General features: G+C 36.5%; 18 protein-coding genes. 4 read left to right on the top strand and 14 right to left on the bottom strand.

Annotation, left to right across the window (positions count from 1 at the left end; all coding sequences use genetic code 11):
• Positions 1-38: 38 nt before the first annotated feature.
• From comGG to comGA, 7 genes are read right to left on the bottom strand one after another with little or no spacing between them, the layout of a single operon-like run.
• Entirely contained in the window at positions 39-422 is a 384-nt protein-coding gene (gene comGG, locus SFC47_RS10570) for a competence type IV pilus minor pilin ComGG (RefSeq protein WP_411254242.1), read from the bottom strand.
• Positions 419-895: a competence type IV pilus minor pilin ComGF gene (comGF, locus tag SFC47_RS10565; protein ID WP_411254241.1), complete on the bottom strand. Its 477-nt coding sequence runs from the start codon at positions 893-895 to the stop codon at positions 419-421. The genes comGG and comGF overlap by 4 nt, the downstream gene beginning before the upstream one ends.
• Positions 843-1,181: a hypothetical protein gene (locus tag SFC47_RS10560; RefSeq protein ID WP_411254240.1), complete on the bottom strand. Its 339-nt coding sequence runs from the start codon at positions 1,179-1,181 to the stop codon at positions 843-845. The genes comGF and SFC47_RS10560 overlap by 53 nt, the downstream gene beginning before the upstream one ends.
• Positions 1,165-1,599, bottom strand: a complete 435-nt coding sequence (gene comGD, locus SFC47_RS10555) for a competence type IV pilus minor pilin ComGD (protein WP_411254239.1) — start codon at positions 1,597-1,599, stop codon at positions 1,165-1,167. Before comGD ends, SFC47_RS10560 begins: the two co-directional genes overlap by 17 nt.
• A complete protein-coding gene (gene comGC / locus SFC47_RS10550; RefSeq protein WP_411254238.1) occupies positions 1,599-1,913 on the bottom strand; it encodes a competence type IV pilus major pilin ComGC in 315 nt (104 codons plus the stop codon). The genes comGD and comGC overlap by 1 nt, the downstream gene beginning before the upstream one ends.
• Before the next feature lie 34 nt (positions 1,914-1,947).
• Positions 1,948-3,000, bottom strand: coding sequence for a competence type IV pilus assembly protein ComGB (gene comGB, locus SFC47_RS10545; RefSeq protein WP_411254237.1), 1,053 nt, complete (start codon positions 2,998-3,000; stop codon positions 1,948-1,950).
• Positions 2,966-4,048, bottom strand: a complete 1,083-nt coding sequence (comGA, locus tag SFC47_RS10540) for a competence type IV pilus ATPase ComGA (protein WP_411254236.1) — start codon at positions 4,046-4,048, stop codon at positions 2,966-2,968. Before comGA ends, comGB begins: the two co-directional genes overlap by 35 nt.
• Positions 4,049-4,341: 293 nt before the next feature.
• Between comGA and SFC47_RS10535 the strand changes: the two genes are divergently transcribed.
• On the top strand, positions 4,342-5,037 hold the full coding sequence (locus SFC47_RS10535) for a helix-turn-helix transcriptional regulator (protein ID WP_411254235.1): 696 nt from the start codon (positions 4,342-4,344) through the stop codon (positions 5,035-5,037).
• A gap of 80 nt (positions 5,038-5,117) precedes the next feature.
• The gene (locus SFC47_RS10530; RefSeq protein WP_411254234.1) at positions 5,118-5,360 is read left to right on the top strand and encodes a DUF2626 domain-containing protein; all 243 of its coding nucleotides are present in this window, start codon (positions 5,118-5,120) and stop codon (positions 5,358-5,360) included.
• A 45-nt stretch (positions 5,361-5,405) separates the two neighbouring features.
• On the opposite strand, the gene SFC47_RS10525 is transcribed toward SFC47_RS10530, so the two are convergent.
• A complete protein-coding gene (locus SFC47_RS10525; RefSeq protein ID WP_411254233.1) occupies positions 5,406-6,488 on the bottom strand; it encodes a class I SAM-dependent methyltransferase in 1,083 nt (360 codons plus the stop codon).
• A 155-nt stretch (positions 6,489-6,643) separates the two neighbouring features.
• Complete coding sequence (locus SFC47_RS10520) at positions 6,644-7,279, bottom strand: MBL fold metallo-hydrolase (protein ID WP_411254232.1); 636 nt, start codon at positions 7,277-7,279, stop codon at positions 6,644-6,646.
• 194 nt (positions 7,280-7,473) lie between these two features.
• Between SFC47_RS10520 and SFC47_RS10515 the strand changes: the two genes are divergently transcribed.
• Positions 7,474-7,650 (top strand): DUF2759 domain-containing protein, encoded by a 177-nt coding sequence (locus tag SFC47_RS10515; RefSeq protein ID WP_411254231.1) that lies wholly within the window; start codon positions 7,474-7,476, stop codon positions 7,648-7,650.
• 38 nt (positions 7,651-7,688) lie between these two features.
• Here the strand turns inward: SFC47_RS10515 and SFC47_RS10510 are convergent, their stop codons facing one another.
• The 4 genes from SFC47_RS10510 to SFC47_RS10495 all read right to left on the bottom strand — a co-directional run bounded on the left by SFC47_RS10510 (position 7,689) and on the right by SFC47_RS10495 (position 11,504).
• On the bottom strand, positions 7,689-8,831 hold the full coding sequence (locus SFC47_RS10510) for a YqgU-like beta propeller domain-containing protein (RefSeq protein WP_411254230.1): 1,143 nt from the start codon (positions 8,829-8,831) through the stop codon (positions 7,689-7,691).
• 192 nt (positions 8,832-9,023) lie between these two features.
• Complete coding sequence (locus tag SFC47_RS10505) at positions 9,024-10,211, bottom strand: M14 family metallopeptidase (RefSeq protein ID WP_411254229.1); 1,188 nt, start codon at positions 10,209-10,211, stop codon at positions 9,024-9,026.
• Positions 10,212-10,311: 100 nt separating this feature from the next.
• Positions 10,312-11,289, bottom strand: coding sequence for an ROK family glucokinase (locus tag SFC47_RS10500; RefSeq protein ID WP_411254562.1), 978 nt, complete (start codon positions 11,287-11,289; stop codon positions 10,312-10,314).
• Positions 11,290-11,291: 2 nt separating this feature from the next.
• Positions 11,292-11,504 carry a YqgQ family protein gene (locus tag SFC47_RS10495; protein WP_411254228.1) on the bottom strand — a complete coding sequence of 71 codons (213 nt, stop codon included), beginning with the start codon at positions 11,502-11,504 and terminating at the stop codon, positions 11,292-11,294.
• 188 nt (positions 11,505-11,692) lie between these two features.
• On the opposite strand from SFC47_RS10495, the gene SFC47_RS10490 reads away from it, so the two are divergent.
• On the top strand, positions 11,693-12,523 hold the full coding sequence (locus tag SFC47_RS10490) for a hypothetical protein (protein WP_411254227.1): 831 nt from the start codon (positions 11,693-11,695) through the stop codon (positions 12,521-12,523).
• Here the strand turns inward: SFC47_RS10490 and SFC47_RS10485 are convergent.
• The gene (locus SFC47_RS10485) at positions 12,486-14,057 is read right to left on the bottom strand and encodes a rhomboid family intramembrane serine protease (protein ID WP_411254226.1); all 1,572 of its coding nucleotides are present in this window, start codon (positions 14,055-14,057) and stop codon (positions 12,486-12,488) included. The genes SFC47_RS10490 and SFC47_RS10485 overlap by 38 nt on opposite strands.
• Positions 14,058-14,181: the final 124 nt, after the last annotated feature.

Below are 14,181 nucleotides of genomic sequence, written 5' to 3'. Positions count from 1 at the left end.
GTATGTCCATATTTTAATATTTCAAACAATTATCATCCCTAATAAATTTCATTCCACTTAATCATTTTTTTAGCAGCAAGATCAAAATAGCTCCGTCCTGTCACTGTTTCACCACTATTCAATTTGAGAGTAAAGCTGACTTTTTGTACAGATCCAATTGGATTATCTGCTTGATACGCCATGTTCCCTTTTTGAAAGGAGAATGAGCCCTTAACTGGTATCACACCACCTGTTTGTATAATCTTTTCAATTTTTTTAAACGAAGAATGGAAATAATATTCTTCCTGCAGGATGACAGTTGTTTCATAAAACATTTTCCTTTCTGAAAGCAATTGTTCTACCCGAAAGGAAAAGATTGATAGAAATAGAATGAGCACGACTAAAGTCAATGGGTATGTAAATCCTCGTTCACTCTTTCTCATAGTATTGGAAACCACTCAATATAGGAATGCACTACAACACTGTATTCTTTGTCCCAACTATCTTTTACATAAATTTTCACGATATTATTATTTCTTGTAAAAGTGACCATTGATACATTTTGCAGAAATGTTTCATGTCCAGTAGAATTCACTCGCCTTCTTATATTACTGCCATACTTTTCATATAATACGGTTTCATTATTTAGAGTTAATACTAATCTCCCAGAAATGACCTCCGCTTTAGTACTAGCACGGATTTCCTTTTTTACTTGGCTGCAAAACACATCCCATTCCATGTTTTGCAGCCTTCCATTTGAGTCTTTATCGTCTAATATAATTTGAAATACTGGAAACATGAAAAAGACGATCATGGAAAAAATGGAGAATGCAAAAAGTACCTCAAGAAGAGTAAAAGCTTTTTCATTCGGGCTCGGCACAGATTTCAAGACTCGGAAGAAGTGTATTTTCAACAACTTTTACACACACCTCCTTTTTTCCATTAACTGGGGTCTGACGCCAGTATATAGCATATTCTGTTCCATTAAGAGTATCGGTGTAATGGGTATTTGTCCGGTCCTGTATTAAGTTTGCTTGAAGCTCCTCAAATAAAAACTGTTTTGCTCTTTTTTCTCTCACAAGCTGCTGAGATTGAGTACCTAGATCTATCAGCAGGGGCATAAAAAACAGCCCCAACATTAATAGTGCAGATAATGATAATAGAAGTTCAAGCAAAAAGAACCCATCATTCTTCCACAACATAAAACCTTCCCTTTCCAATCAAAAGAGTCAATCGGTAATCCCCTAGCGGTGTCCGAATAAATAGTGATCCAAATCTATCAACATTCCCATTTGGATTAAACTTAAAATATAATGGGATAGTGCCCTGACCTACTGTAATCTTCTCTGAATGGTTTCTTTCTACAATGCGTTTTGCTCCCGATGAGATGATATACGTATGCTCATTCTCAATAAATAAAACTTTTACTTCCGTCTGATTAGCAATGGCATATGCTTGACCATAATATAAATCTGCTTTTAATTGGGAAATAAAGGACTTGTTAGTGGTGGATTGGTATTGTGGCTTTATGCTAAAGACAGTAATTGAAGAGATGATTAAAAAGATGGAGAGAACGATCAAAGATTCAATCAATGTAAATCCGTTTTGGGTGTTTTGCATTAAGAGGTTGCTCTGACTGCAGCCGTTACTTTGCCTTCAGAATCGATGAATACACTCTTCGTTCCATTTGGACAACCTTTATCTTCTTTAAGGTATTCTTCTGAAATAAGATCTGCCATTGTCGGTACCTTATTCTTGTCGATGATATAAGACTGGACTTGCGCCTGAACCATTTTTACATATGCCTCACAGCCTTTATTATTAATATTTGTATTATGCCTAGCCACATTTGGAATGGTTACAATTAATAATACCGAAATAACCAGCATAACAATCATCATTTCAACGAGTGTAAATCCTTTTTCATTTTTCATTATTATTTCCTCCAATTTAATAAAAGTAATTATCCTATATACCTTCTAATAGCTGGAACATTGGTAATAATATTGCTAAGTACATTGATACAACAAGAAATCCTATAAAGAGATAGAGAATTGGCTGAATCGTTTTCAAGCTTTTTTCAATCACATCCTCCATATTCATCACGCAGTGCTGGCTAAAGAAAAGTAATTCCTGCTCCAGCTTCCCATTTTCTTGGCCATGTTTAATAATCATCGGAAATTCTTTCTCAAAGAAAGGGAAGGCTGCCAAGATAGACTCCAGTTTGTCACCAGTTAACAGCTTTTGTTTGATTTCCATGCATAATTGGCTATAAAATGGCTGTTTGTCATTTTTTTCGAATAACAAAAGGGCTTCAAAAACAGAAATTCCCCCTGACAACAGAAAGCTTAGCTGGACAGAAAAATAGTGAGTAAATAATAGTTTGAGGATTCTTCCTGCAAAAGGAATTCGTACGAGTAAAGACCGCTGCACAAGGAGTGAGGTTTTCCGAAATACCAGAAAATAATAAGCTGAACTTAAAGCCAATATAAGCAGGAAGATTGCTATTCCCATTGGAAGATATGTGTCAAAAGAATAGAGTACCTTCATGAAAAAATTAGCTTCGAGATTCATTGATTCAAAGAGACTTGTAAATTTCGGCAGCAATGAATTCTGTACAAATACTAATAAAAAACCAGTGATAAAGATAAGTAAGGCTGGATACTGTATTAGTTTTACTAGTTTTTTTCTATCATTCTCCTTTACTAATGCTAGAGAGCTTCCTTCTAAGAGTGCCTCTGCAAAGCTGCCGTGCTGTTCAGCAAAATAAACGTACCCAATTAAATCCTTGTGAAAGCCCAGTTTATTTAAAACCTCATGGAATGAAACCCCATTTTTTAAAAGCGATAAACAATCAACCAGCTCCTTCTTTCGATTCTTTGGTAAATGTAATATTAAGGATTCAATTGCTTCGGCAATTGGGTATCCGCGTGCCAATAATTCTCCTATTCGTTTTAAGAAATTAGCCTGCTCATGAACGGACCAATTATAGCGCCTCATGATTATATACCAAGCGGTCATATTCAGATTCCTTAATATAACCCAATGCAATCCCTTTTTTTATTACTTCCCTGACTGTCTTATATTGAGATATAATATTTTCCCCTTTTGCTGCTTTCATTGCTGCATTTAGGTTTCTTCCAGATAGGAGCTCAAAAACACTCGCCCTTTTCCATCTCCCATAAGAGTAGCAGTAAGGTGAACACTCACCTTGGCAATATGGACAAGTCAGCTCTACCAGGCGTTGGGCGGTTACAGCAATTAAGGTTTGTTCTACTTCTAACCAATTCACACCAAATTCATGGAGACGATAAACCGCTCCCTTTGCATCCCTCGTATGCATCGTCGAAAGAACTAAATGTCCCGTTAACGCAGCCCTTACGGCAATCCTAGCAGTTTCACCGTCACGAATTTCTCCGACCATGATAATGTCGGGATCGTGGCGAAGAATCGCTTTTAAGCCAGCTGCGTATGTTACACCAGCTTTTTCATTAACTTGTATTTGTAAAACAGAATCGTAGTTTTTTTCGATGGGGTCTTCAAGTGTAATGACATTTCGATGGAAAAGATGTGCGGTTTCATTTAAAAGGGAATATAAAGTGGTCGTCTTACCTGATCCGGTCGGACCTGTAAAGATAATTAATCCATGTGCATGTTTTAGGAGAGCCAGCAATTTCCTGGTCATACCTGGAAAAAGTGAAAGTTGATGAAAGGGAATCTGTTCTTGTTGAGGCAAAAGTCTAATGACTAGACTTTCTCGATTATTAGATGGCAGGGTTGATAATCTAAGACCCATTATTTTTCCATCTACTTCGCAGAAAATAGCACCGCTTTGAGGGCGTCTTCGTTCTCCGATATCCATATTTGCAGTAAATTTAAAGTGTGATATTAATCTGTCACATTCTTCTTTTGGAAGGGATAACCGGGGAATAAGTTTGTTCGTTAAGCGGATTTGAACGAGAGTGTCTTTTTTTCTGGGTACAATGTGAATATCTGTAGCTTGGTTTCTTGCTGCATCTGTAATAATTCTATTTGCTAGTATTTCGATTGCACTTACAATGAGTAACACCACCTTTTATTTTGTCTTTGTAGTTATTCGACAACTTTCTAGGTTATCCTTCAAGATTCTTTTCTTTTTTTTAAATATTTTTTTGCCTTTCAATCCATAATCCTTTAAAAAATAACTATTGACAGGCATTATGTATATCTTTTGTATAACGGTTGTATAAGGTATCCCTGGTGTACAGTCTACAAATGTGAACAATTTCTAAACATATAGTGTTAACATTGTTAACCTCATTCCCATGTTTAAATAGCTGTATTATAATTGGATTAAATTATGGGGGTTCGAGGTGAATAGAGATGGAACAAACATTAAAGATAACAAATGTTTTATCAGATCCAACGAGGTATTACATCTATCAATACATTACGAAACGCCACCAAGAAGTAACTGTACAAGAGGTGGCTGAGAACTTTAATATTCATCCCAATGTTGCCAGGTTACATTTATCTAAGCTTGAAGATGTGAACATGTTAGCATCTGAAACTAAAAAGACAGGCAAAGGCGGAAGACCAAGTCGTTTATACCGTTTATCGGATGATGTTATTCAATTGCATTTCCCGTTCAGGGATTATATGCTTTTATCCAAAGTTGCGATTTCCACAATGCTTACATTAGGAGAAGCTGGTAAACAGGCTCTTTATTTAACAGGGAAACGTTTTGGGACTGAAGTGATTGAGCAGGAGATGGCAAGAAGATCCTTTGGGGAAGAAATTGATTTTGATCAAAAGGTATCCATATTAAAAAGTGCTTCAACATTAGCTGGATTCTACCCGGAATTTGAAGTGAATGGCGATCACACAAAAATATACTTCCAAATTTACAACTGCCCGTTCAAAGAAGTCGCTGAGGAGCATGAAAGTGTTTGTGCAATGCATCATGAGTTCTTAAAAGGGATGTTTGAAGCATTATTTGACTCAGTAGAGCTTGTTGAAAAAGAAAATATTATATCAGGATGTGAAACTTGCTCTTACCAGGCGCTTGTTTCAAACTAATTTGAAACTTTATTTACTTTTGAACTCCTTTTCTTTATAATATTTCATGATGGTACCGTAGGGGAAAAGGAGGGATACATATGGATCGTATGTACAGAGTCTTGGGTTTCTGGACAGGTATTTTTACCGTAATGTTCTATCTAGGTGATATGGATAAAACTGCAATGCTTTTCTTGGCCCAAACTGGATTCTTTGTTTTGTTAAGCTATCTAAAACTTTCCGAACGTATGTATATGTATGTTTTCGGAGCATATTTAACCGTATTCTTCGCAGGCTTCACTTATTGGACAACATTTATGATGCCGCTAGGTGGAGGACATTGAGAAGATTTTAACACATAAAAAACACCGGACCTCTTCCGGTGTTTTTTATTGTTGAAATAGATTACCCTTAATCCCCTTTTGCTGAATAACGATATGAAAAAACGAACTAATACCAGATGGCATAATTAAACTCCGAATCGCACGATTTCGTTTGCTCACCTCAGAAAATGGATTTGGGTCATAGTGGTTTTCTAATTCCTTTAATATCCCTGCTTTCAGTAAAAATTCATCCTGTCTTAGTTTAGAATGGAATAATAATCCTTCTTGATTACCTTTTTGTATGAACCAATCAAAATGAATATGTGTCGTGATATCCATTTCTCCAGGATACTCTAAGACATCATGAATCATTTGATGCTGATAATAGCCCCTTAAGCTGCCCTTTAGCCTTGAAGGATGCTGCCAGTCCTCGTTCGTATAACCATAATCTGCTGTTATAACCAGTCCCCTCTTTAATACCCTGGAAATACTCTGGATCAACACTTCCATGGACAATGGTACTTCTATCCGCTGCTTCTCCTTTAGCACCAAGCCGCTTTCTTCCAAAAAAGTAAGGATAGATGGATTCGTTAACGGAACCTTCTCCTCATATAAGGTTTCATTTTTCATTCCCACCATGACCTCATACAAATGGTTGTTCTCTTTCTCAATTACATGAACAGGCATAGCATCAAATAATTCATTCGAAAAAACAACCCCTTCAAAAGGCTCTAATTGGTCAAGTGTGTCAATTTGGGTTATCGAAAAATGGGGTTTTATCAATTCATTTTGCAGACTCAAATGATAGGGACTGCTTTCTACAATTATGTATTGCAAAGGAGATTTGACAGACTCCTCCCATTCCTGTAAAAAAGCATGAGCAAATCGGCCATTTCCTGCACCAATCTCACAAAAAATAGGTTCCAGTTCATTCTCACTACAAACATTTGCGAACCATTTTGCCATCATGCGCCCATAAATATCAGAAATATTACTGGTGGTAATAAAATCTCCTTTGGTGCCAATTTTTTGTTTATGTCTCATATAGTATCCTAATTCAGGATGATAGAGGACTGCCTCCATGTACTCTGCATAGGTTATTAAACTTATTTCTGAGTTTGAAATTAACCTCTTTAAATAGGTAAGCATAATTTTCCTTCTTTCAGTTTACATCATTGACATAGTGTTAACTTTGTTATATTGTAATTTTAGTAGCTTAACTATATCCCTCCCATTATTTATAATAGGACATCCCCCAGAAAAAACCTTCTCCAATGAGAAGGTTTTTTCTATGGAACTAATCTTTAAAACCCATTAAGGTATGGATTACTATCCATCTCTTCTCCAATTGTAGTTATAGGTCCATGCCCTGATAATACAACCGTTTCCTCAGGTAAAAATAATAATTTTTCATGGATACTCTTCATTAATTGTTTATGGTTCCCACCCGGGAGGTCAGTTCGGCCAATACTGCTCTTAAACAATGCATCACCTGAAACAACAAATCCACTAGACTCAAAGTAATAGGATACACTTCCAGGTGAATGCCCCGGAGTCTCAAAGATAGAGAACGTAAAATCACCAAGTGTTATAGTTTCCTCCTGCTTTAAGATATAGTCTGCTTTTTTCATTTTCATTAACTCTTGCATTTGAAAAAACTTTGAACCATTTAAAGCAGGGTCAATCAGCCAATCTTCTTCCTCTTCATGAATATATACCGGAATATTAAAGTAGTCCCTTACCACATCAACAGCCCCGATATGGTCAAAATGTGCATGAGTTAAAAAAATGGCTATTGGCTTAAGCTCCCGTTTGGTTAACCACTTTATCAGCTTTTTCCCTTCACTTCCAGGATCAAATATTAAACAGGTTTTGTCAGGACCTTCAACGATGTAACAATTTGTTTGTAAAACTCCCAGGGGAATCTGAGACCATTTCATTGTTTAATTACCTCCAACTATTTTTACATTACTATTATTTTACACTATGGAAGCTGTATTGCTAACTTTTTTAGCCCTCGACAAATGATAAAAAAGAATATAAAATAAGAATCGAATGTATATAATATTCTTACATAACTATTTTAGAGAGTTGGGCTAAGTCCAAGTATTATCTAATAAAGGGGGCTTTATTAATGGGAGTAGTTATTATTTTTGCTTTAGTTGCCATACTTGCTGCTTATGGTGCGTTCACTGCCCTAAAAAATAAAAATTTCTTAGGGGCATTCTTTGCAGTAGCAACATTAGCTGTTTTTGGCTGGTTTGCAATCATGACTGTTATTGAAAGTGGTTTTCCTACTGGTACACACTAAATCAGGAAAAATTGAAAGACTGCCAAATGGCAGTCTTTTTATTTTGCTGCAAGCTCAGCTATTTCTTTTGTTTTTAAATGAATGATTTTATCATAGCTATTTCCATACAATAAAGCTTCCCCTGAAGGTGAAAGAAGAATAGGTTCATTCTCTAGACCCTGCAAAATAATCTTGCTGCTTCCCTTATTAATATCATAACTTACAAGATCAAAACCTTCTGTATAGGCATCAGCTTCTGTACTTTTAAGCGGCTTTAAGGTAATGAATGTTCCCGTTTTCTCATTATAGTCATGGTAAGGCACTAACCAGCCTGAGAACATGGTAAGATGAGGGATTGAAAATGAATACATTTCCTCATTTTCCTTATTAAAAAAACGATAAACTGCCTGTAATTGTTCCTCATCCTTTGTGGTGACCGTTAATAAAGTGTTAGGATAAGCTGAAAAATGAAGTACATCATTGGATAGGACCTTCTCCCCTTCAACTTCTAATTTCTTTGACATCAGGGGCGCAAATAGCGATGGACTTGTTTCATCCCAAGCTAAATAAGCAACTTCATCTTTCCCTAACCACTTAATAAACGGTTGAGGAATTGATAATTCCTTTGTATTACGTTGATCAATATTCAGCAGCAGCATTTGATAGGTCCAATCTTCTTTAAAAGACGAGACTAGTATCTCTGACTCGTTATATGGATTCCATTCAAAGGCTAATTCATATGAGGGAATTGATTTCTTCATTAATTCAGTCCCCTCTGAAGATAGTATGGTAACTTGTCCTTCATAGGTAGAAGGAGAGGTTTGTATTAATATATTCTTTTTTGACGGACTAACCTGTAAGGCAACAATTGGGAACTCACTCTTATATAATAATTCACTTTTTCCAGTTAATAGATTATAAAAATATACAGATGATGATTGCCCAAGGTTGGTAATATAGAGTAACTGATGGTCTGAAAACCAGCTCCCTACTTTATAGAATTCACCTTCAGGAACTTCAATCGGGAGTTTCCATTCTTCACTTGGCTGTGAGGGTTTTCTATCATGCCTGGCATTTTCATTAGAAGGGCTGGGGTTGGCATCTTGCTGTTGTGAACAAGCACTAAAAAAGGAGGCAAAAATGAGCAAAAACATGATCTGAAACATATATTTAAATTTACTTTTACTATGACTAAACCCCATTTTTCCCCTCCCTCCTATTTTCTCCTTAATAATTAGTACGTTTTTATTACAAAAATGTTTCAATAATCACAGAATCATTTAAAAAATAAGAAAAAAGTCGCATACGTACGACTTTTTCTCATTTACAAATAACCAGCACAATAGTTTATTTTAATGTCATTGATTTCAATTTACAAGTCGCTCAGGTACTATTTATAAATAAAGTGAGGCAAGGAAAATCCCTTCCACTTTTTTGAGAATATCATTAAATTGAGATAATGGTAATGGATTGATACCTCTGCCGAGTTCTATTGTAAAACCCGGCCGCTTAAACTCTTGAATATACCAATCCTTGAATCCAGCATGACTATCAACATTTTGTATCGCCTTGTATCCACTCACTCGTTCAAATTCCCTTGCAATGACCTCTGATTCAGGAGGTTCGAAGCCTTCATACCCCCAATAGAACTCTTCACCTTGGGTATGAAAGGCCAGGATTCGGTCGTAATGATTGTTTTTCATTAAATCCGCCATCGCAATTGCTTCAGGTTCGGATAATGAAGAGGTGCCTGGAAAATCTCTAGGTGCAGGAGCCTTAGGTTCCTTCCGCTCCTGCTCAATCTCCCAATTTGCCGGGAACTGGTTGTTTAAGTCTACTCCCCTTATATTCGCCTTCCAATGTACAAATTCATTGCTGCCTTCATTAATATTCATCACATCATTACGACAGCTTGTCGGCGGACCATTTAGGACTAGATCAACACCATCAGGATTTACCATTGGAACAATCGATAATTCTGTTTCATTATATAAATTGATTGTATTAATCCCTCTTATTGGTGTCCGGTTTGTTAATGATATTAGGTACTGATTTACCAGGGTCATTAACACCATTGTAGTAATCCATTCATTAGCGTGAAAAGAGGCATTTATATGAACCTTTTTCATCCCTTTTCCAATTCTAATTTCTTGTATTGGCTTCCCTAAAACACTAGTACCAATTGTGTCAACATTTATAAAGGGATAATACTTCTTAAGGGTTTTCATTTGCTTCATTAATATTTCTGAGCCAAATGGCAGTTTTGTACTAATATTTTGTTTTGAAATTCTTTCTGGCAGATAAAGGATTTCGCCTGGAATCAACCGATTAGGGTCTTTCAATTGATTAAGAAGCATCACACCGTCAATTGGTATGTTGTTTTCATTTCCGATTTTCCACAAAGTATCATCTTCTTTTATGGTGTACGGAACAGAAACGTAACCTGGAATGATTATTTTTGTACCAGCTTTTAAACTGGAAGTATTCACCTTCTCATTTGAATCAATAATGAGTTCTAGCGGGACCATAAATAACCTTCCATAATATGAAAATGAATCACCATCTCGGACTCGAACTTCCATATTTTCTCCCCCCTTCCATCATAAAAATCATATGTGGAAAGAACCGAGAAAATGAGCAAAACAAAAACCTGCAGGATATGCAGGTTTAAATTAGTGTTCCTTATAGATTTAGCTTATTCTTTATCAGCCAAGCCGCGCCAATAACACCTGCATCATTCCCAAGGGTTGCCAGCGCGAGGGTTGTAGATTCTTTAACAGCTGAGAAAGCAAAGTTAGAAAAGTTTGTATTAACTTTGTCTAATAGAATATCACCCGCTCGGGAGACTCCGCCACCGAGAACAATCATTTCCGGGTTTAATGTATTTGCTATATTCGCTAAAACAAATCCCAGGTGAAAGCCTACCTCTTGTATAATTTGTTGAGCAAACTCATCACCATTCCGAGCGCTATCAAAGACGTCCTTTGCAGTAACACTTCCATTTGCCGCAAATATTACAGCCAATTGACCCTGTGTCTCTGCTTTTAATAACTCATCCTTTGCCAAACGGACAATTCCCGTTGCTGAAGCAATTGTTTCCAGACAACCAGACTTTCCACAGTTACAAGGCGCTCCTCCAAAAGGGATTGAAGTGATATGACCTATCTCTCCAGCGGCACCGTTAATCCCCCTAACAATATCACCGTTAGCAATAACTCCGCCGCCTACACCGGTTCCAAGTGTCACACACACTATATCTCTGGCACCCTTTCCGGCACCATTCCACATTTCACCTAGCGCTGCACAATTAGCATCGTTTTCAATAACAACAGGTAAAGATGTTAGTGAATGCAAGCTGTCTTGTAACGGGAAGTTATCCTTCCACCCCAGGTTAACAACATTCAAAACAACACCAGTCTCGTAATCTATAGGTCCAGGAGCTCCCATCCCTATTCCAATTAATTTGGTCTTTTGTTCATTCAAGTCTGCTAATTTCTGATTGATAGCATTTGCAATATTTTTTGTTATATTTTGACCTTCATTTGAATTATCCGTTGGTATTTCCCACTTATGAAGGATCTCACCGTTCAAGTTAATGAAAGCTATTTTTGTAGTGGTCCCGCCTAGGTCAACACCAGCAATCCATTGTTCCGACACCATAATCACCTATCTTTTTCTTCTTTTTCTTTTAGAAATCTAATTTCATGTCTTAATAGCAACAGTGCAGTCGAGTATTCCTTCGGTTCAATTAATTGAGCTTGATACAAATCTTTTAATTCTGACTCCATTAATTCCAGGTCAGCGATCCGATCACCGATATAAATAATTGTTCCATATTGTTTTAAAAATTGTTGAATATCATAAATTGACTTCATCTATTTAGCCCTCTTACATAAAGAATGAGAAACATTACATGTAAAGTATACCTTAAGCCCCTTTTGCCCTCAAGATGTTCTTTCTAAGTAATGAAATAAGAATCAGGCATGTCCAGCCAATTGTTCCCATATAACATTATTAGGACTGATATTATTCTCTCATTAGCAGGCAGGAAGGATGGGATTCAATGAAAAAAATTGTTTTAGTACTGGGAGTATCCATCATTGTTATTCTTTTCTTTACGATACATCAGTATAAAAATCCAAAAGTACAGGAGAGTATTACCTATTTCCCGATTGATCCAAAGGTAAGCTTTAAAACAGCACATACTTCTATTACTGTAAATAAAAGTGCAAATACAATTTTATGGAAAGAACAGTCCACTCTAGATCGGAAAGCATACTTAAGGCAGGATGCTGCTTTATTATATGCCAACGGCCGTCTAATCGATGAACTATGGAACTGGAAGCAGAATACAGCAGTAATAGAGCAGGAAAAGAGAATTAGAATGGACAAAAATGTTCTACTAGAAGCCATTACCTTTCACCATGCAGAGCTCCATGAAAATGAAAATCAAATCTTCAGTTCTCAAGCCATGTCTTCGGATCAAACATTCTTCCTTTCTAATACTGATGATGACGAAAATGTGAAAAACCAGTTGAAACAGCAAATGGAAAGAATGCTGCAGCTCAGCTGGAACAAAGGATTACGTCATTTTTCTATAAATTTAAGCAACTACCAAGCATTTCCCCTTAGCGAATTTAATGTACTGGCCAAGGAATCCTTACCAGGTTTCACCAAAGAAGAAACCTCTGCAATTGTAGGAAACCTTTGGGAGGGCTTATATAAAAATTATATCCTTGGCATAAAAAAAGCAGAAGGCGCCCTTGAAAATCCCAAAGGCAGTACCCTTCCGCTTATATTAATTGCAACCGACAAAACGCATCTATTAGTATTAACAGAGACTGCTTTAGGTGAACCTATTCTCCTTCGTCAAATGATGGCAGCAGGCGATTAAGCTCCTGAACCAAGTCAGAATATTCCTTTTGGCTTGGTTTTAATTCCGCCGCCTTTTCAGCATTGCTTTTAGCCTCACTTAGGTCATTTGCCTCTAAATGGAGTAAAGCTAAATTAAAGTAGGCCTCAGGCAAATTCGGGTCTAATTCTATCACCTTAAGCAGATGAGATTTAGCATCTTCAAGTTTGTTCATCTTAATTTCTACAAAAGATAAGGCAAAGTAGATCTCTGGAGATGGTTTATGAGCATCCTCTGCGTATTTCGTTAGTACGTCATATGCTTGTTCATAGTTCTCTTGTTTAATATATTCTTGTGCTAACATCATAGTAGAGCTTTCATTTCCACTGGTCTTCGATTGTTGGAACCCATATACCAGGGAGCCATATATGATAATGACAGATAGGATTAAAAATAGTGTCTGTAAAAATGGCTTTTTCTTCTTAGGGAAATGAAGGATTCCTGCCGCTAGAAAACCACCAGCCAAACCTCCTAAATGGCCGGCATTATCTACAATGGATACGGTGAATCCAAATATTAAATTAAAGATTAGTACTGTAATTACACTAGGACCCATTGTCCGGAAAAAAAGCTTTGGATAAATGAGGGCAAAATATAGCAATGCACCAAAACATCCGAAGATTGCTCCACTTGCTCCGGCTGAAATATTTGGGCTAAAAATAAAACTGGCAATAACCCCCGAAATACCCGCAAAAAGATAAATAAATAAAAATCGGATATTCCCAAAGATTTTTTCCACAGCAGGGCCTAAAAAGTATAATGCCAAGGTATTCATTGCTAAATGTAAGAAACCGATATGAAGGAAAATAGGTGTAATGAATCTCCACCATTCTCCCTCATATATATAAGGATTAAATTTGGCACCAAATTTAATCAAAGTAGACGTATTCGTGCTTCCCCCTTGAAGCTCTAACAATAGGAAAACAGCAACTTGGATGATCATAAAAAGATATGTAAAAAGTGTTTTACCATTTGAAAATATTTCTTTTTCTTTTTTAGACATTTGAATTGCATAGTCTAATGCTGCTTTCTTTTGGGATATAACGTCTTGCTCTAAATATTCTTCCTGTATAGGGAAAGAGACCTCTCTTTCAAGCTTTTCTGATAATGCAATAAATCCTGATTCATATTGGCTGCCCGCTAGCAATATGGAACTTACACTGGTTTTATTTCCCTCTGGAAAAACAAATGGTCTATTTAAGCGAAATTCATAATCGTCCACAGGGGGAAATTGACTAACATAGATATTTACAACCGACAGCTCTCCACGGCCTAATTGTTTCCGTATCTGTTCGCCGTTTGCAGCAGTTAATTCTATATCTCTTTGCATCGAGCTGCTCCAGTCTAAATCAATTCGTACCACTCGCAGTATTGGCGCCTTTTTATTTTCAAGTTTTTCTAACCATAATTCTTTTTGGTTTTCAAATAATTGAATTACCCGGTAGCCTTGTTCCGAAATAAAGAAATGGGCCATTTTCCAAAAGACGTAATCCTCTCTAAAATTCAATACCCCCACTACTTTCTATTAAGACTTCATGTCATAATTATTTTTTAATCATCTTTCACTTGTTTCTTACATTATAAACGAAAAATGAGCCTTGGCATGACTAATAAGTGAGTATGATGGCCATTTTTTAAAA

Origin of the sequence: Neobacillus niacini (assembly GCF_046591715.1) — a bacterium.
Taxonomy (GTDB): domain Bacteria; phylum Bacillota; class Bacilli; order Bacillales; family Cytobacillaceae; genus Neobacillus; species Neobacillus niacini_L.
This window is presented reverse-complemented; position numbering and strand designations above follow the sequence as displayed.

What these genes read in the sequence shown, in the direction of transcription:
- comGG (WP_411254242.1), bottom strand. Translation starts at nt 422, where the DNA reads ATGAGAAAGAGTGAACGAGGATTTACATACCCATTGACTTTAGTCGTG.
- SFC47_RS10560 (WP_411254240.1), bottom strand. Translation starts at nt 1,181, where the DNA reads ATGTTGTGGAAGAATGATGGGTTCTTTTTGCTTGAACTTCTATTATCA.
- comGD (WP_411254239.1), bottom strand. Translation starts at nt 1,599, where the DNA reads ATGCAAAACACCCAAAACGGATTTACATTGATTGAATCTTTGATCGTT.
- comGC (WP_411254238.1), bottom strand. Translation starts at nt 1,913, where the DNA reads ATGAAAAATGAAAAAGGATTTACACTCGTTGAAATGATGATTGTTATG.
- comGB (WP_411254237.1), bottom strand. Translation starts at nt 3,000, where the DNA reads ATGACCGCTTGGTATATAATCATGAGGCGCTATAATTGGTCCGTTCAT.
- SFC47_RS10535 (WP_411254235.1), top strand. Translation starts at nt 4,342, where the DNA reads ATGGAACAAACATTAAAGATAACAAATGTTTTATCAGATCCAACGAGG.
- SFC47_RS10530 (WP_411254234.1), top strand. Translation starts at nt 5,118, where the DNA reads ATGGATCGTATGTACAGAGTCTTGGGTTTCTGGACAGGTATTTTTACC.
- SFC47_RS10525 (WP_411254233.1), bottom strand. Translation starts at nt 6,488, where the DNA reads ATGCTTACCTATTTAAAGAGGTTAATTTCAAACTCAGAAATAAGTTTA.
- SFC47_RS10520 (WP_411254232.1), bottom strand. Translation starts at nt 7,279, where the DNA reads ATGAAATGGTCTCAGATTCCCCTGGGAGTTTTACAAACAAATTGTTAC.
- SFC47_RS10515 (WP_411254231.1), top strand. Translation starts at nt 7,474, where the DNA reads ATGGGAGTAGTTATTATTTTTGCTTTAGTTGCCATACTTGCTGCTTAT.
- SFC47_RS10510 (WP_411254230.1), bottom strand. Translation starts at nt 8,831, where the DNA reads ATGGGGTTTAGTCATAGTAAAAGTAAATTTAAATATATGTTTCAGATC.
- SFC47_RS10505 (WP_411254229.1), bottom strand. Translation starts at nt 10,211, where the DNA reads ATGGAAGTTCGAGTCCGAGATGGTGATTCATTTTCATATTATGGAAGG.
- SFC47_RS10500 (WP_411254562.1), bottom strand. Translation starts at nt 11,289, where the DNA reads ATGGTGTCGGAACAATGGATTGCTGGTGTTGACCTAGGCGGGACCACT.
- SFC47_RS10495 (WP_411254228.1), bottom strand. Translation starts at nt 11,504, where the DNA reads ATGAAGTCAATTTATGATATTCAACAATTTTTAAAACAATATGGAACA.
- SFC47_RS10490 (WP_411254227.1), top strand. Translation starts at nt 11,693, where the DNA reads ATGAAAAAAATTGTTTTAGTACTGGGAGTATCCATCATTGTTATTCTT.